The organism is Acidovorax sp. GW821-FHT10E04 (assembly GCF_059415185.1).
This window is the reverse complement of sequence record NZ_JBWKMT010000002.1, coordinates 458,794-473,633: the sequence shown is the minus strand read 5'-3', so window position 1 is coordinate 473,633 and position 14,840 is coordinate 458,794. Positions and strand designations below refer to the sequence as shown.

The following is a 14,840-nucleotide window of genomic DNA, read 5'->3' as shown; positions in this document are numbered from 1 at the left end:
CCCATGCAAGACTTCGCCAGCGCCGCCATGGTCCGCCTGCTGGTGCGCGCCATGCACGCGCACGGCCTGGCGCCGCCGCCCGCGCCCCATGGCCTGCACGGCGGTCCCCAGGGCAGCCGCGTGCCCCTGGCCTGCAAGCGCGCGGTGGTGGAAGCCATCCTGCGGCAGGGCGGGCCCGCGATGCTGCTGCGGCTGGCCCAGCGGGTGGACCTGCTGCAAGGCGACCCCGTGCACCGGGCCCTGATGGGCGCCGCCGACATGGCCGCCCTGCTCGCCCGCTGGCAGCGCCTGGAGCGCTACGTCCACTCCCGCCATCAGGTCAGCGTGCAGGCCCTGGGCCCAGGGCGCCTGCAGCTGCGCCACCACGCACGCGCTGGCGTGGCCCAGCCGCCCCTGCCCACCGAAAGCCTCGCCGTGCTGGGTGTGCTGCTGGGCGCCGGAAAGGCCCTGGGCGTGCGCGCACTGGGGGTGGAGATGGCGGCGTCCCGCCTGCGATGGGATGCCGATGACCGGCAGGGAGGGGGACTGGCCGGGGACCTGGACGGACGGCTCGCGCAACTCATGGCGCACGGCAGGGTGGACCAGTGGGTGCTGCACTGGCAAGCCAGCGGCGCACGCGCCCCCGAGGCGCCGCCGCCGAGTGCCGCCACCGGCCTGTGCGATCCCCTGCCCTGGCCGCCCCTCGCGCATGCGCTTGCACGCCATGTGCTGCAAGACCCCGCCGCCCCGCACACCGTGGATGCGCTGGCGCGCCAGGCGGGGCTCGCGCGCCGCAGCCTGCAAAGGGCCTTGTCAGGCACCGGCCTGAGCTGCCGCAGCATCGTGGCGGAGGCCCGGGCCCGCGCCGCCGCGCAGTGGCTGCTGCAGGAGCGCCACGGCCTGGCGGAGATCGGTTTTGCCTGCGGCTTCGCGGACCAGCCGCATTTCACGCGCGAATTCGCGCGCCATGTGGGCCTGACCCCCGCCCGCTACCGGCAGGCGTTCGGGGAGCCGGGGTAACCCACCTCGATGACTATGTTTTTAATAGCACCTTGCGCTTGACAGTAAAGCGCCACAGCCCTTTTTCGTTCAGAATTCAATCCCCATCCGGCGCGGCCCGCCGCGCGGCCCCGTTGCGCGGCACAGCCACGGTGGGCAGGGCGCCGAAGCCCAGGGCGGCGGCCTGTGGCGCCATCAGATCCTCCAGCGTCACGCCATCGAGCACCGCCAGGTAGGCCTGCATGGCCTGCCACAGCACGCCCTTGAGGCGGCAATGGCTGCTCAGGCGGCACTGGTTGGTGGCGGGGTCGAAACACTCCACCAGATTGAAATCCGTCTCGGTGGCCCGCACCACCGCGCCAATGTTGATGGTGCCCGCAGGCCGCATCAGCCGCATGCCGCCTCCCCGGCCGCGCGTCGTCTCCAGCAACCCCTGGGCGGACAGCTGCTGCACGATCTTCATCAGGTGGCTGCGCGAGATGCCGTAGCCCTGCGCCACCTCGGTGATGGTCACCGGCTGCTGGCGGCCTTCGGTGGCAGCGCAGTACATGAGCACCCGCAGCGTGTAGTCGGTCCATTGGGTCAGGCGCATGGGATTTGCCCCAGGTCAATTAAAAGATGCATCTACCGAGAATTTTATGGGATAAAATATTCACATAAAATGAATCTTTAAAGGATCGCCATGAACGCCCGCGTTGATCACCTGCAAACCGCCCACCCCGCACACGCGCCCCTCGGCGCGGATCAGCAGATCGGCCAGATTGCCGTGCAACTGCCCGGCGCCACGGCGGTGTTCCGGCGGCTCAAGCTCGACTTCTGCTGCGGCGGGCAGGTCAGCCTGGCCCATGCCGCCGCCGAGAAGGGGCTGGACGCCCATGCCGTCCTGGCGGAACTGGCGGCCCTGCAGCGCAGCGACGCCTTGCCCGAAGCCGCCTCGCCCGGCGCGCTCATCGACCACATCCTGGCGCGCTACCATGAGGTGCACCGCGCCCAGTTGCCCGAACTGATCCGCATGGCCCGCCGCGTGGAAGCCGTGCACCGCGACAACCCCATGGTGCCTGCCGGGCTGGCCGACCTGCTGGAAGACATGCACGGTGAACTGCTTTCGCACATGGCCAAGGAAGAACAGGTGCTGTTTCCGATGCTCAAGGCCGGGGGCAACCCCTTCGTGGGCCAGCCCATCGGCATGATGCGTGCCGAGCACGTGGACCATGGCGCCGCGCTGGACAAGCTCAACGCCCTGACCAACGACGCCACGCCGCCCCAGGGCGCCTGCAACACCTGGCGCGCCCTGTATGCGGGCATCGCCCAGCTGGGTGACGACCTCATCAACCACATCCACCTCGAAAACAACGTGCTGTTTCCGCCGTTCGAGGCAGGTGCGGCGGCCCCCTCGCAGGGTTGCGGTTCGTCGGGCTGCGGGTGCAGCTGAGCGGGAGCCGCACGTCCATGAGCGATCCGGCGGCCACGCCCCCCGGGAAGGCCTCGGCACCCAGCGTGCAGAGCATCACGCAACTGGTGCATGGCTTTTACGCCGATGTGCGGGCCGACCCGCTCCTGGGGCCCGTTTTCGACAAGGCACTGCACGGCCAGTGGGAGAACCACCTGCAGCGGCTTGTCGATTTCTGGAGCACGGTGGCGCTGGGCACGCGCAGCTTCCGCGGCGATGTCTTCGGCAAGCACATGGCGCTGGACGGCGTCACGCCAGCCCACTTCGCCGCCTGGGTGAGGCTGTGGCAGCACCACACGGAGCGCCTGTTCACGCCCGAGGTGGCGGACAGCCTGCAGGTGGCGGCGCATGGCATCGCGCGCAACCTGTTCCGGGGCTATTTCGGCAGCGACCCGGCCTTTGTGCCGCCGCGCGAAGACGACGGGCACGGCCCACGGCGGGCCGGCGGCTGACCCCGCGCGCGGGGCGATGGTCGGTGTTGCGGGTGCCCCGCGAACCCGGCCTTACTTGCCCTTGGTACCGGGCGTAAAGAACAGGGCCACGCCCACCGCGATCAGCGCGACCGGCCACCATACCCGCAGCAACTCGCGCAGGCTGATGCTGATCAGCCCCAGATTGGTCAGCAGAAAAAACACGCCCAGCACGACCAGGACGATCGCCGCAATATTGCCCTTCATGTGCATTCCCTCGGAGTGGTGAGTTGGTATCGAAGGCGATTATGGCGGCACGCAGACTCCCCAGGAGTCCCGCAGGCTCAATGCCGTGAAGCTGGCCGCCGCCGTGCCACTGGTGGCTCCCTGTGTCCGCCAGCCGGTTGTTTTGATCTCTATGCGCCAGCCCGGCGATACCCTCCCACCGGAGGCGCCAATGGCATTCCCCCAAGCCCATAGAACGGGTGGGAGTTCATACTGAGGCTCTCAGAAAAATCAGGAGAACAACATGACCCAGAACACAGACATCGTCCTTGCACGAGGGCTCTATCGAGCCAGCGAACTCGCCTCGAAACAAGTGATAGAAGCCCAGAGCCTGGCGAAAGATCTGTTCCCCGGAGCCGACCACTCGCGCGCCGATATTCTCGCTATCGCGCAACTCATTGCGATCAACTACGCCAGCTTGCACAGCAGCACAGGCCAGCACAAGGGCTGAGGGGCGCACAGAACCACTTCCGGGGTGAGGCCTGTGGCCGGTGCAAGGACCGGCACGGGCTCGGCAGGTCTTCGCATGCCCTCGCCAATTCCTGGGCCCATGCTGATCGCGCAGCAGGCAGGCAGGCGTGCGCCCCGCGCGACCAGCGATCAAGTGTTCAGTTCGCGCGCCCCACGCAACGGTTTGAGCAGGTCCGACAAACCGTTGTGGTCGATCTCGTGCATCAGCGCCAGCAGCTGCCCCAGCTCGCCTTTGGGGAAACCCTCGCGCGCGAACCAGTTCAGGTAGTTGCCCGGCAGATCGGCCAGCACCGTTCCCTTGTACTTGCCATAGGGCATCTCCAGGGTGACCAGGCGCTGCAGTTTTTCGGGATCCATCGTGGTGCGGTGCCTTCTTTTCGTTTCAGGGGGCCTCAGCCTCCCGCGCGCTTGACCTTGTGGCCCAGCTTCTGGAGGGCGACCATCACGCGCTCCACATGGTCACCCTGCACTTCGATCACACCGTCCTTCACCGTCCCGCCGCTGCCGCAGGCGGCCTTGAGCTGCTTGCCCAGCTGCTCCAGCGCGGCACCGTCCACGAGCACGCCCTTGACCAGCGTCACGGCCTTGCCGCCGCGCCCCTTGGTTTCGCGCGACACGCGCACGATGCCGTCCCCCGTGGGCAAGGGTTTGTTCTGCTGGCAGGTGCACTGCGCCACGGGCTGGCGGCAGCCCGGGCACATGCGGCCGGAGTCGGTGGAATACACCAGGCCGCCCAGGTCGGCAAACGACTTCATGGCTTTTTACCTTCCACCTCTTGCTGCAGCATGTGGAAGTTGAGCAACCGCGTGGCCAGCAGCGTCTCGGTCAGGAAACACACCAGCGCCAGCAAGAACGACGCGACTCCCGCCAGGAAGCCCGCCACCGCCAGCCGGTTGGACTGAAAGTTGGTGGTCTCGCCCAGGAACAGCAGGATGATGGTGGTGCCGATCAGGAACGCGCAGAACGTGAGCAGCCCGATGCACCCGTTGGCCAGCCGCCCGCGCAGCCGCAGATCTGCCAGCTCGCTGTAGGCGCGGGCCAGAAACTCGGGCTCGGTGTTGGCACGGGCGCGGTCTTCCACCACGCGGGCCCGGTCGATGATGCGGGCCAGCCGGCCCGCGACGGCGCCGATCATGCCGGACACGGCCGTGAGCAAAAACACGGGCGCCACCGCCAGCTGGATGCCGTGGGTGATGGCGGAGGAATCAAGGGTAAGGGCCATGGTGCGGGGAAAGACAAGGGAAAAACCGGCGAACCGCCGGTGCCTGATTATCAGGGCGGTGGCCGCCCACGGGGCCCGCCGCAAGGCCCGGCACGCCAGCGCGCCGAGGCGGCGCACGGGCCCCGAGGGCAACTGCGGCGACAATCCCCCATCTTTCCCCGTTCGCGCTGTCGTGCGTCCGCTTTCAACGCCGCTCCAGCGCTGCCTCCATGCCCTTTGCCTCCCTCGGTCTGTCCCCTGCCCTTGTCCACGCTGCCGAAAAGGCGGGTTTCGTGGCGCCCACGCCCATCCAGGCGGGCGCCATTCCAGCCGCCCTGCAAGGCGCTGACCTGCTGGGCGCCGCGCAGACGGGTTCGGGCAAGACGGCCGCTTTCGCCCTGCCCCTGCTGCAGCAGCTGCAACTGGGCGCCACCGGCGGCCCGCGCAGGGTGCGCGCCCTGGTGCTGGTGCCCACGCGCGAGCTGGCCGCCCAGGTGGGCGAGGTGCTGCGCAGCCTGGCCCAGCACCTGCAGCAGCCGCTGAAGATCGCCATCGTGTTCGGCGGCGTGTCGATCAACCCGCAGATGCTGGGGCTGCGCGGCGGCGCCGACATCGTGGTGGCCACGCCGGGCCGCCTGCTGGACCTGGTGGAGCACAACGCGCTGCGGCTGTCCGCCGTGGCGCACCTGGTGCTCGACGAGGCCGACCGCCTGCTGGACCTGGGCTTCGCCGAAGAGCTGGCGCGCGTGCTGGCCCTGCTGCCCGCCCAGCGGCAGAACCTGTTCTTTTCAGCCACCTTTCCCGCCGCCGTGCAGGCGCTGGCCGACGGCCTGCTGAAAAACCCGGTGCGCGTGGAGGTGCCCCACACCCCGGGCAACGAGCCCGCCATCGAGCAGCGCGCCATCGCGGTGGATGCCGCCCGCCGCACCCAGCTGCTGCGGCACCTGGTCAAGGAGCACGGCTGGCCGCGCGTGCTGGTGTTCGTGGCCACGCAGTACGCGGCCGAGCATGTGGCCGAAAAGCTGTACAAGGCCGGCATTTTCGCCAGTCCCTTTCACGGCGGCCTGAGCCAGGGCGCGCGCAAGCAGGTGCTGCAGGAGTTCAAAGACGAACGCTGGCAGGTGGTGGTGACCACCGACCTGGCCGCGCGCGGCATCAACATCGCGCAGCTGCCGGCCGTGGTGAACTACGACCTGCCCCGCTCGGCCGTGGACTATGTGCACCGCATCGGCCGCACGGGCCGCGCGGGCGAGAGCGGTGTGGCCGTGAGCTTCGTGACGGCCGATGCCGAAGCGCACTTCCGGCTCATCGAAAAACGCCAGCACCTGAGCCTGCCGCGCGAGCAGATTGCGGGCTTTGAGCCCACCGAGGCCCCCGCGCCGGCCTCGGCCGCCGACCCCCAGGGCACCGGCGGCATCAAGGGAAAGCGGCCCAGCAAGAAGGACAAGCTGCGCGCTGCGGCGGCCGCAGACAAAAAAGGCTCCTAGAAGGAGCCTGTCGAACACCCGCGGGGGCTCCTGGCCGCCCGCTCGCCACGGCCCGGGGTCAAGCCCCTTCGCCGGCCTCGTCCATGCCGCCGCCGTCCTGGCCGGACGGGGCCCCGGGCTCGCCCGCGGGCCGGGGCGTGCGCTTGCCGGGCCTGGCGACGATCTCCACATGGAACTGCGGGCCGCCTTCTGCCGCCACTTCGTTGATGAGCCCGGTCAAGGCCGACAGGTGCGCCGCGGCGGCGTCTTCCCTGGTCCGGCCGAACTGGCAGTCAAAGTCCCAGAAGTCAGCGCCTTCGGGCAGCTCGCGGCGCCGTTCGCGCTTGATGTACTTGCGGATTTCGTGCTTGACGGCATCCAGAACGCGGTCGCGGTTCTTGCCTTCAACGTGGAGTTGGAAAGTTTTTCTCATGGGCGATGGTACCGCCTGTGACAAACATCGATTCCCACCGGCCCACCCCGGTGCCACAATGGGGCATTACCTTTTGTTACGTCACGCCGATGTTCAACGACCTCCGTCTGCTGCAACTGCTGCCAGCGGCTGTACTGGTCGCCCAGGGGGGCATCATCCGCTTTGCCAACGCCGCCGGCCTGGATCTCCTGGAGGCACCGGGCCCGGACAGCCTCATCGGCAGGCCCTCGGACGACTTCGTGCATCCCATGGACCGCGTGCGCTCCAACCACCGTGTCCAGCAGGTCACCGTGCCCGGGCAGGGAGGACGGCCCAACAAGCCGTCGGAGTTCCGCATCCGCACGCTGCGGGGCAACCTGCGCATGGTGCTGATCAGCAGCGTGGCGGTGGAGTGGCAGGGCGCCCCCGCCGTGCTGATGTGCGGCCTGGACATGACGCACCAGAGCGAGATCGAGGACCAGCTGCGCGAAAGCGAACAGAACTTCCGCCGCCTGTTCGAGAACATGCAGGACGTGTACTACCGCACGGACGCCAAGGGTGTCGTGCAGCACGTGGGCCCGGGCGTGCGGCGCGTGCTGGGCTATGAGCCCCACGAGATCGAGGGCCGCACCGCCGAGTCGTACTACCCGCACAGCTCCGACCGCGACGCGTTCAAGGCCGCCATCGTGGAAAAAGGCGAGGTGTCGGACTTTCCCGGCCAGATGGTGCGGCGCGACGGGCAGGTGATCGACATCTCCATCAGCAGCCACGCGCTGTACGACCATGCGGGCAACTTCGCGGGCGTGGAGGGCATCTACCGCGACGTGACGCAGCGCAAGAACCTGGAGCGCGAGCTGCAGCGCCTGGCCACCACCGACATGCTGACGGGGATGGCCAACCGCCGCGCGTTCCTGGAATGCGCCGAATCGGTGTACGCGCGCTCGCGCAGCAACGGCGAGCCGCTCGCGCTGCTCATGCTGGACCTGGACCACTTCAAGTCCATCAACGACCGCTTTGGCCACCTGGAGGGCGACCGCGCGCTGGTGGCGTTTGCCCAGGCCGTCAAGAGCCAGCTGCGCGCCAGCGACACGGTGGGCCGGCTGGGGGGCGAGGAGTTTGGCGTGCTGCTGCCGCTGACCGCGCTGGCCGAGGGCATGGAAGTGGCCATGCGCATTCTCCAGAGCATCCGCGCGCTGCGCCTGGCCGACGAGGCGGGCCACGGCTATGGCATCACCGCCAGCCTGGGGCTGGGCGCCTTCCGGCAAAGCGACCGCAGCCTGCGCGACATGCTGGACCGTACCGACCAGGCGCTGTACCTGGCCAAGCACCAGGGGCGCAACCAGATCGCGTCCCTCGACGTGGCCGCCCCGCAAGAGCCGCCACCGGCCCCGCGCTGAGAAGGCGCACCGGGGCAGCGCCCGCCTCCCGGTGCTTCACAGGCGCAGCCGCTCCTGCTGCAGGTTCCACAGGCAGGCGGCGCTTTTGAGCAGCATCTCCATCGCCATCTCCGAACCACTGCTGGACAGCTCCAGGCCGTCGATGACCATGGCCAGCTGCGAAATGGAGTCCTCGGGGCTCGAAGCGCCTCCCGTGCGCGCCACCTCGGCAATGGCAATCAGTACATCGGTCCTGTTCATGGAAAGGGCTCCGTCCTAGCGCGGCACCGTGGCCAGGCGCTTGTGCGCCGCCTGGGGCCGTGGCGGTGCCGCCAGAAGCTGCCGCGCACCGCCCGATGGTTGCGGCGCCGTCCCGTCCACCGCCGCGGCGGCGCCGTCGGGGGCCAGGCGGAACTGGTGGATCACTTCCAGCAGCCGCCGCACCTGGTGCTTCATGCCCGTGGACGCCGACGAGCTGTCATCCACCAGCGCCGCATTTTTCTGCGTCGCGGCGTCAAGCTGGCGCACGGCTTCACCGATCTGCGCGATGCCCCGGGACTGCTCCTGGCCGGCGTCCCGGATCTCGCTGATGAGCTCCACCACCTGATCGACATGCCGCACCGTATTGGCCACGCGCTCGCCCGCCTGGCCAACCAGCGCCGAGCCCCGCTCGACCCCATCCACGCTCGCCGTGATCAGCCCCCGGATTTCGCGCGCCGCCGTGCTGCTGCGCTGCGACAGCCCCCGCACTTCCCCGGCCACGACGGCGAAGCCCCGCCCCTGCTCCCCCGCGCGGGCGGCCTCGACGGCCGCATTGAGGGCCAGCAGGTTGGTCTGGAACGCGATGTCGTCGATCACCTTGATGATGTCCGTGATCTTTTGCGACTGGACATGGATCTCCTGCATGGTGGCGATGACATTGCGCATCACGCTGCCGCCTTCGTTCGCGACCTTGCTGGCCTCCTGCGCCAGGTGGGTGGCGCGGTGGGCGTTGTCGGTGTTGTGCTGCACCGTGATGGTGAGCTGCTCCATGGAGGCGGCCGTCTCCTGCAGATTGGAGGCCTGCGTCTCCGTGCGGCGGGCCAGGTCTTCGGTGCCCCCCGCGATCAGCACGGCCTCCTGCGCCACCGACTCGGTGCTCTCGCGCACTTCGGTGATGACGCGCACCAGCTGCTGGTTCATCTCGCGCAGCGCCCCCAGGAGCTCCGCCGTCTCGTCGGCACCGCGCACCTCGATCTGCGCGCTCAGGTCGCCTCCGGCCACCGTCCGCGCCAACGCCACGGCCTGCCGCAGCGGATGCGAGATCGACCGGGTGATGACCCATGCCATCGCCGTGCCCGCCAGCAGCGCCAGCACGGTGGCCGCCAGCATCCACACATGGATGGTTTCGCTCATCTGCCGGGCCGCGCCGAACTCCGCGTCCGCCAGGCTGATCTGCAACGCCACCAGCTGTTCCACGGCATCCTGCACCTTCGCGGCCTGGGGCCGGATCTGGCTGATGTAGAGCTCGGAGCCATCGTCGTACTTGCCCGCCACCAGCGCCGCGGCCGCGGGAATCAGCCCCTTGTCCAGGTACGCGGCATTGGCCTGCGCGAAGGCCCGGGCCAGCGCCTGCTCCTGCTCGCCGAGGGGTTTGGCGGTGTAGGACTTCCACAGGGCCCGGATCCGCTCCACGTTCGCGGACAGCGCCGCATGGCTTGCCTGCAGATTGCTGGTGCCGGGGTCCATCAGCATGTCCATCACGAGCACGCGGTTGCGCTGGGTCAGGTGGCTGATCTCGGCCAGCACGCCCATGGGCACCGTGCGGTCCCCATACAGCGCCGCGCTGCGCTCCGTCAGGCGCTTGGCGCCACTGATGCCGCCAGCCGCCAGCGCGGAGATCAGCAGCAGAAGCACTGCAAATGCCAGGGCCAGCCTGGTGCCAATTTTCATTTTCTGAAGCATCTGGAATCCTCTTGAATGGCCACCGGAGACGACCCCGGGCACCCAGAAGATACTAATTGTTTCAAATGACAGAACCGTGACCAATCGATAATCCAAGCCGAAAGGGAAGTATTGACACATCCTCCACCGAAGAACAGGGCAATTCGAACACGGATATTCATGGCCACCCTATAATCCGCCGAATCCCCGCCACATCCGGCAGCCAACCGGGAATTCGATGCAAGGCACGGGTATTGTCATGATGATCATTCTTGGATATTTCCGATTATCTCCACGCATTATTCACCACTGCACTTTCTCTCTGCAAAAATAAAAACACTTCCACGCGCAGGCAAAATAAACCCCATGGAAATCGAATTCAAGTTCTGCATTCCTCCCGAGCGCCTGGCGGCCGTGCAGGCGGCGGCGCGCCGGGGCCCGTGCGCGTCCATCCGCATGGAGGCCCGCTACTTCGACACGCCCGACGGCGCTCTGGCGGCCCGCGGCATCGCGCTGCGGCTGCGCCGCGAAGGCGACCTGTGGGTGCAGACCGTCAAGGCCCTGGGTGACGGCCCCCTGGACCGGGAGGAGCACAACGTGGACCGGGGCCCGGCCCACGCCGCGGGCCCCGCCCCCGAGCCCCACACCGCACTGCATGCCGGCACCCTGGCGGGCACCCGGCTGCTGCACGCGCTGCAGGGCGCCAGCGGCCCCCTGGCCGAAACCTATGGCACCGCCATGGACCGCGTGACGCGGGACATCGCCTTCAAGGGCGGCGTGGTGGAGCTGGCCCTGGACACCGGGCAGGTCATCGCCCACCGTGGCACGCCGCAGCAGAAAGAGGCGCGCATCTGCGAGCTGGAGCTGGAACTCAAGGCCGGGCCGGTATCAGGCCTGGCGGCCATCGCCGCCCGGTGGGCCACACGGCACGGGCTGTTTCTGAGCACGGTGTCCAAGGCGGAGCGCGGCGAGCGGCTGCTGGCCGCGCAATGGGCCCGGCCCGCCACCAAGGCCGCCCCCCTGCGTGCCAGCGGCCAGCGCAAGCACTTTTTGCAGGGGCGCGGCCTGCAGCGCGTGGTGGTGGCGCACTGCCTCCAGCAGATCCTGGGCAATGCCAGCGAGATCGTGGAAGGCGGGGGCGACGAGGAACATGTGCACCAGCTGCGCATCGGCATCCGCCGGCTGCGCACGGCCTTGCGCGAGTTGGCGCCGTTGGCCCCCGGCGCGTTCGACCCCGCCTGGGAGCCACCGCTGGTGGAGGTGTTCCAGCGCCTGGGCCAGCTGCGCGACCGGGGCCAGGCGCTGCAGGCCATCGTCGCCGACATGCGCGATGCGGGCGCGCCTGCGCTGGAGGTGCGTGCGGCGGCGGACCAGGCTCCCGCCGCCGCCATCATCGTGCGCACGCCCGCGTTCCAGGCGGCACTCATCGCCCTCATGGCGTTCACGGCCCGGGGCCGCGATGACGCGTCGGCGGCCGGGGACCAAGGCCTGGAGGCCCGGGACACCCGCCGCCTGCTGCAAAAGCGATTGCACCGCCTGCACGCCAGGGTGCGCCAGGGGGCCCAGGGCTTTGCAGCCCTGCCGGTGGACGAGCAACACCGCCTGCGCAAGCGCCTCAAGCGCTTGCGCTATCTCACGGAGTTCGTGGCGCCTGCGCTGGACGCCGAAGGGGAATCTTTCCTCGACAGCCTGCAGCCCGCGCTGGCGGCCCTGGGCCGGCTGAACGATGAACGCGTGGCCAGCGTGCTGTATGGCGACATCGCCGCCACCGACCCGAAGGCCTGGTTTGGCGTGGGCTGGCTGGCTGCGCGGCAGGCACTGACCGTGGCTGCCTGCGACGAGGCCCTGGGCCACATTGCCGGGACGCCCCGCCTGCACACGACGGGCAAGCGCTGAGAGGCCGGCACGCAGGCGGATGCGCCCGACCTCTGGGCACGGGCACATCGGGGCTCCAGGGCCCGCACGGCACAATGGGCCCATGACGGCACCACCCCCTCCCCGGCACCCCCACCCGCCTTCGCGCGCCGCCCACCACGCCACCCCCGGCAAAGACCAGATCGCCCTGCTGGAACCCTTCGAGCGCCTGGGCACCGACCGCATCGCCCTCGTCTCCACCCCGGAGCAGGCCGACAAGGCCTGCGATGCCCTGGCGGCGGCCAGCGCGTGGGGGTTCGACACCGAATCCAAGCCCACCTTCGTGCAGGGCGAACAGTCCGACGGGCCCCACATCGTGCAGCTGGCCACGCTCGACACCGCCTGGGTCTTCCAGTTGCACGACCCCGGCTGCCGCGCGCGCGTGGCCGAGCTGCTGGCCCTGCGCGGCGTGACCAAGGCGGGCTTTGGCCTGGGGGACGACACCAAACGCATCCAGCACAAGCTGGGCGTGCAGCCGGCCGATGTGCTGGAACTCAACACCGTGTTCCGCCAGCGCGGCTATCGCAAGGACATGGGTGTGAAGGGCGCGGTGGCCGTGCTGTTCAACCGGCGCTTCATCAAGTCCAAGAAGGCCGCCACCTCGAACTGGGCCAACGCCCGGCTGACGGAGGCCCAGCTGGTCTACGCGGCCAACGATGCGTGGGCCGCGCTGCGGGTGTTCAACGCACTCGAGAGTTCTGCCGCGCAGCGGGGGACATCGGCCGTCGGCCAGAAACTATCAAAATAATAGCTGCCAGCGCTTTCCTATCCAGCGCTGGCGGCCTGTTTTTCTTAAAAACCGGCTTCACTCGCCTTACAAGCGCGCCGCCAGCCGCGCCGCCTGGTCGATAGCGCGCTTGGCATCCAGCTCGCCCGCCTCCAGCGCGCCGCCGATGCGGTGCGGCTTGCGGCCCGTGGCCTCCAGCGCCTGCGCCAGGCTGAAAAGGGGCACCTGTCCCGCGCACAGCACCACGGTGTCGCAAGGGATCCAGGTCGGGTCCTCGCGCTTGTCGCCGTAGGACACCAGCAGCCCCTCGTCGGCGATGCGCTCGTAGTTCACGCCGCTCACCATCTGCACTTCTTTCATCTTGAGCGTGGTGCGGTGGATCCAGCCCGTGGTCTTGCCCAGGCCCGCGCCCAGCTTGCCCTTCTTGCGCTGCAGCAGCGTCACCTGCCGCGCGGGGGGCGTGGCGCGCGGGCCCGAAGGGGCCAGGCCACCGCGCGCCTCGGCGGGGTCGGTGATGCCCCACTCGGCCTTCCAGGCCGGCAGGTCGAGCGTGGTGGAAGGGTGCTCGCCATGCGTGAGGTACTCGGCCACGTCAAAGCCGATGCCCCCCGCGCCGATGATGGCCACGCGCTCGCCCACCGGCTTGCCGTGGCGCAGCACGTCGATGTAGCTGAGCACCTTGGCGTGGTCCTGGCCAGGGATCTGCGGGTCGCGCGGCAGCACGCCCGTGGCGATCACCACCTCGTCGAAGCCCGCCAGGTCGCAGGCCTGCACCACGCGGTTCAGGTGCAGCTGCACGCCCGTGTCCTCCACCCGCGTGGCCAGGTAGCGCAGCATCTCGTGGAACTCCTCCTTGCCCGGCACCACCTTGGCCATGTTGAGCTGGCCGCCGATGGCGGGCGCGGCGTCGAACAGGTGCACCTCGTGCCCGCGCTCGGCGGCCACGGTGGCAGCGGTCAGGCCGGCGGGCCCGGCGCCCACCACGGCGATGCGCTTGCGTGCGGACGGTGTGGCGATGGGCCGGTAGACCAGTTCCGTCTCGTGGCAGGCGCGCGGGTTCACCAGGCAGCTGCTGGTCTTGTTCTGGAACACATGGTCCAGGCAGGCCTGGTTGCAGGCAATGCAGGTGTTGATGCGGTCGGCCCGGCCCTCTGCCGCCTTCTTCACGAAGGCGGCGTCGGCCAGCAGCGGACGCGCCATCGACACCATGTCGGCGCAGCCATCGGCCAGCACCTGCTCGGCCACCTCGGGCGTGTTGATGCGGTTGGAAGTGACCAGTGGCGTGGTGATGCCTGCCGCCGCAAACTCGGCCTTCATCTTCTGCGTGACCCAGGCGAACGCCGCGCGCGGCACGCTGGTGGCAATCGTGGGCACGCGCGCTTCGTGCCAGCCAATGCCGGTATTGACGATGTTCGCGCCACCGGTGGCCACGGCCTTGCCCAAGGTGACGATCTCGTCCCAGGCGCTGCCGCCGGGCACCAGGTCGATCATCGACAGGCGGTAGATGATGATGAAGTCCGGCCCCACGGCCTCGCGCATGCGGGCCAGGATCTCCACCGGCAGGCGCATGCGGTGGCTGTAGTCGCCGCCCCAGGCGTCGCTGCGCAGGTTGGTGGTTTGCGAGAGGAACTGGTTGATGAAGTAGCCCTCCGAGCCCATCACCTCCACGCCGTCGTAGCCTGCCTCGCGCGCCTTCACGGCACAGTTGACGAACGCGCGGATCTGACGCTCCACCCCGCGCGCCGACAGCGCGAACGGCGTGAACGGCGAGATGGGCGACTGCAGGCGCGAGGGTGCCACGGCCAGCGGGTGGTAGGCATAGCGGCCGGTGTGCAGGATCTGCAGCGCGATCTTGCCGCCGGCGCCGTGCACCGCGTCGGTCACCACCCGGTGGCGCCGGGCGGCACCCGAGGTCGCCAGCGTGCCCGCGAAGGGCTTGGCCCAGCCCGCGATGTTGGGAGCAAAGCCGCCCGTCACGATCAGTCCCACATCCCCCTCGGCCCGCTCGCGGAAGTACGCCGCCATGCGCGTGAGGTCGCGCCCGTCCTCCAGGCCGGTGTGCATGGAGCCCATCAACACGCGGTTTTTGAGGGTGGTGAAACCCAGGTCAAGCGGCGCGAGCAAGTGCGGGTACAAGGCGGCACCGGGCATGGATGCAGCGGCTGCAGGGGCGGCAATGGGGGAAGGATGCATGGAAATCGTGGACTAGAAGTATTTTCTAGAACTT

Annotated in this window: 17 protein-coding genes; 8 read left to right on the top strand and 9 right to left on the bottom strand. The window is 69.0% G+C overall.

Annotated elements, in window-relative coordinates; all coding sequences use genetic code 11:
- Positions 1–3: 3 nt before the first annotated feature.
- Positions 4–999, top strand: a complete 996-nt coding sequence (locus AC07OC_RS07175; RefSeq protein WP_218340837.1) for a helix-turn-helix transcriptional regulator — start codon at positions 4–6, stop codon at positions 997–999.
- Between the two features lie 76 nt (positions 1,000–1,075).
- On the opposite strand, the gene AC07OC_RS07170 is transcribed toward AC07OC_RS07175, so the two are convergent.
- Positions 1,076–1,570 carry an RrF2 family transcriptional regulator gene (locus AC07OC_RS07170; RefSeq protein WP_218340836.1) on the bottom strand — a complete coding sequence of 165 codons (495 nt, stop codon included), beginning with the start codon at positions 1,568–1,570 and terminating at the stop codon, positions 1,076–1,078.
- Positions 1,571–1,660: 90 nt separating this feature from the next.
- Between AC07OC_RS07170 and ytfE the strand changes: the two genes are divergently transcribed.
- Together ytfE and AC07OC_RS07160 are read left to right on the top strand one after the other, a co-directional pair.
- Complete coding sequence (gene ytfE, locus AC07OC_RS07165) at positions 1,661–2,410, top strand: iron-sulfur cluster repair protein YtfE (RefSeq protein ID WP_218340835.1); 750 nt, start codon at positions 1,661–1,663, stop codon at positions 2,408–2,410.
- Positions 2,411–2,427: 17 nt separating this feature from the next.
- Positions 2,428–2,880 carry a group III truncated hemoglobin gene (locus AC07OC_RS07160; RefSeq protein ID WP_218340834.1) on the top strand — a complete coding sequence of 151 codons (453 nt, stop codon included), beginning with the start codon at positions 2,428–2,430 and terminating at the stop codon, positions 2,878–2,880.
- 51 nt (positions 2,881–2,931) lie between these two features.
- On the opposite strand, the gene AC07OC_RS07155 is transcribed toward AC07OC_RS07160, so the two are convergent.
- Complete coding sequence (locus AC07OC_RS07155) at positions 2,932–3,105, bottom strand: LiaI-LiaF-like domain-containing protein (protein ID WP_218294196.1); 174 nt, start codon at positions 3,103–3,105, stop codon at positions 2,932–2,934.
- A gap of 262 nt (positions 3,106–3,367) precedes the next feature.
- Between AC07OC_RS07155 and AC07OC_RS07150 the strand changes: the two genes are divergently transcribed.
- Positions 3,368–3,574, top strand: a complete 207-nt coding sequence (locus AC07OC_RS07150) for a hypothetical protein (RefSeq protein WP_218294195.1) — start codon at positions 3,368–3,370, stop codon at positions 3,572–3,574.
- Positions 3,575–3,723: 149 nt separating this feature from the next.
- On the opposite strand, the gene AC07OC_RS07145 is transcribed toward AC07OC_RS07150, so the two are convergent.
- Genes AC07OC_RS07145 through AC07OC_RS07135 form a run of 3 tightly spaced genes read right to left on the bottom strand, consistent with a single transcriptional unit; the run spans position 3,724 to position 4,816 of the window.
- On the bottom strand, positions 3,724–3,951 hold the full coding sequence (locus tag AC07OC_RS07145; protein WP_218340833.1) for a DUF3820 family protein: 228 nt from the start codon (positions 3,949–3,951) through the stop codon (positions 3,724–3,726).
- Between the two features lie 35 nt (positions 3,952–3,986).
- Positions 3,987–4,349 (bottom strand): translation initiation factor Sui1, encoded by a 363-nt coding sequence (locus tag AC07OC_RS07140; RefSeq protein ID WP_218340832.1) that lies wholly within the window; start codon positions 4,347–4,349, stop codon positions 3,987–3,989.
- Entirely contained in the window at positions 4,346–4,816 is a 471-nt protein-coding gene (locus tag AC07OC_RS07135) for a DUF2721 domain-containing protein (protein ID WP_218294192.1), read from the bottom strand. The genes AC07OC_RS07140 and AC07OC_RS07135 overlap by 4 nt, the downstream gene beginning before the upstream one ends.
- Positions 4,817–5,025: 209 nt before the next feature.
- Here AC07OC_RS07135 and AC07OC_RS07130 point away from each other — a divergent pair, with 209 nt between their 5' ends.
- Positions 5,026–6,282 (top strand): DEAD/DEAH box helicase, encoded by a 1,257-nt coding sequence (locus tag AC07OC_RS07130; RefSeq protein WP_494600668.1) that lies wholly within the window; start codon positions 5,026–5,028, stop codon positions 6,280–6,282.
- A 58-nt stretch (positions 6,283–6,340) separates the two neighbouring features.
- On the opposite strand, the gene AC07OC_RS07125 is transcribed toward AC07OC_RS07130, so the two are convergent.
- Positions 6,341–6,694, bottom strand: coding sequence for a DUF6172 family protein (locus AC07OC_RS07125; RefSeq protein ID WP_218340830.1), 354 nt, complete (start codon positions 6,692–6,694; stop codon positions 6,341–6,343).
- An 89-nt stretch (positions 6,695–6,783) separates the two neighbouring features.
- Here AC07OC_RS07125 and AC07OC_RS07120 point away from each other — a divergent pair, with 89 nt between their 5' ends.
- Positions 6,784–8,070, top strand: coding sequence for a sensor domain-containing diguanylate cyclase (locus AC07OC_RS07120; RefSeq protein ID WP_218340829.1), 1,287 nt, complete (start codon positions 6,784–6,786; stop codon positions 8,068–8,070).
- A 36-nt stretch (positions 8,071–8,106) separates the two neighbouring features.
- Here the strand turns inward: AC07OC_RS07120 and AC07OC_RS07115 are convergent, their stop codons facing one another.
- The gene (locus AC07OC_RS07115; RefSeq protein ID WP_218294188.1) at positions 8,107–8,310 is read right to left on the bottom strand and encodes a hypothetical protein; all 204 of its coding nucleotides are present in this window, start codon (positions 8,308–8,310) and stop codon (positions 8,107–8,109) included.
- A 15-nt stretch (positions 8,311–8,325) separates the two neighbouring features.
- Positions 8,326–9,981 (bottom strand): methyl-accepting chemotaxis protein, encoded by a 1,656-nt coding sequence (locus tag AC07OC_RS07110; protein WP_255591399.1) that lies wholly within the window; start codon positions 9,979–9,981, stop codon positions 8,326–8,328.
- A 357-nt stretch (positions 9,982–10,338) separates the two neighbouring features.
- Between AC07OC_RS07110 and AC07OC_RS07105 the strand changes: the two genes are divergently transcribed.
- Both AC07OC_RS07105 and AC07OC_RS07100 read left to right on the top strand, forming a co-directional pair.
- Positions 10,339–11,868, top strand: coding sequence for a CYTH and CHAD domain-containing protein (locus tag AC07OC_RS07105; RefSeq protein WP_494600665.1), 1,530 nt, complete (start codon positions 10,339–10,341; stop codon positions 11,866–11,868).
- A gap of 82 nt (positions 11,869–11,950) precedes the next feature.
- Positions 11,951–12,634, top strand: a complete 684-nt coding sequence (locus AC07OC_RS07100; RefSeq protein WP_494600664.1) for a 3'-5' exonuclease — start codon at positions 11,951–11,953, stop codon at positions 12,632–12,634.
- Positions 12,635–12,700: 66 nt separating this feature from the next.
- On the opposite strand, the gene AC07OC_RS07095 is transcribed toward AC07OC_RS07100, so the two are convergent.
- The gene (locus AC07OC_RS07095) at positions 12,701–14,764 is read right to left on the bottom strand and encodes an oxidoreductase (protein ID WP_494601004.1); all 2,064 of its coding nucleotides are present in this window, start codon (positions 14,762–14,764) and stop codon (positions 12,701–12,703) included.
- Positions 14,765–14,840 lie beyond the last annotated feature (76 nt).

Bases quoted from the DNA above. Each gene is read 5' to 3' on its own strand.
- AC07OC_RS07105 (WP_494600665.1), top strand. From the start codon at position 10,339: ATGGAAATCGAATTCAAGTTCTGCATTCCTCCCGAGCGCCTGGCGGCC.
- AC07OC_RS07130 (WP_494600668.1), top strand. From the start codon at position 5,026: ATGCCCTTTGCCTCCCTCGGTCTGTCCCCTGCCCTTGTCCACGCTGCC.
- AC07OC_RS07150 (WP_218294195.1), top strand. From the start codon at position 3,368: ATGACCCAGAACACAGACATCGTCCTTGCACGAGGGCTCTATCGAGCC.
- AC07OC_RS07135 (WP_218294192.1), bottom strand. From the start codon at position 4,816: ATGGCCCTTACCCTTGATTCCTCCGCCATCACCCACGGCATCCAGCTG.
- AC07OC_RS07175 (WP_218340837.1), top strand. From the start codon at position 4: ATGCAAGACTTCGCCAGCGCCGCCATGGTCCGCCTGCTGGTGCGCGCC.
- AC07OC_RS07170 (WP_218340836.1), bottom strand. From the start codon at position 1,570: ATGCGCCTGACCCAATGGACCGACTACACGCTGCGGGTGCTCATGTAC.
- AC07OC_RS07155 (WP_218294196.1), bottom strand. From the start codon at position 3,105: ATGAAGGGCAATATTGCGGCGATCGTCCTGGTCGTGCTGGGCGTGTTT.
- AC07OC_RS07125 (WP_218340830.1), bottom strand. From the start codon at position 6,694: ATGAGAAAAACTTTCCAACTCCACGTTGAAGGCAAGAACCGCGACCGC.
- AC07OC_RS07115 (WP_218294188.1), bottom strand. From the start codon at position 8,310: ATGAACAGGACCGATGTACTGATTGCCATTGCCGAGGTGGCGCGCACG.
- AC07OC_RS07145 (WP_218340833.1), bottom strand. From the start codon at position 3,951: ATGGATCCCGAAAAACTGCAGCGCCTGGTCACCCTGGAGATGCCCTAT.
- AC07OC_RS07095 (WP_494601004.1), bottom strand. From the start codon at position 14,764: ATGCCCGGTGCCGCCTTGTACCCGCACTTGCTCGCGCCGCTTGACCTG.
- AC07OC_RS07160 (WP_218340834.1), top strand. From the start codon at position 2,428: ATGAGCGATCCGGCGGCCACGCCCCCCGGGAAGGCCTCGGCACCCAGC.
- AC07OC_RS07100 (WP_494600664.1), top strand. From the start codon at position 11,951: ATGACGGCACCACCCCCTCCCCGGCACCCCCACCCGCCTTCGCGCGCC.
- AC07OC_RS07120 (WP_218340829.1), top strand. From the start codon at position 6,784: ATGTTCAACGACCTCCGTCTGCTGCAACTGCTGCCAGCGGCTGTACTG.
- AC07OC_RS07110 (WP_255591399.1), bottom strand. From the start codon at position 9,981: ATGAAAATTGGCACCAGGCTGGCCCTGGCATTTGCAGTGCTTCTGCTG.
- ytfE (WP_218340835.1), top strand. From the start codon at position 1,661: ATGAACGCCCGCGTTGATCACCTGCAAACCGCCCACCCCGCACACGCG.
- AC07OC_RS07140 (WP_218340832.1), bottom strand. From the start codon at position 4,349: ATGAAGTCGTTTGCCGACCTGGGCGGCCTGGTGTATTCCACCGACTCC.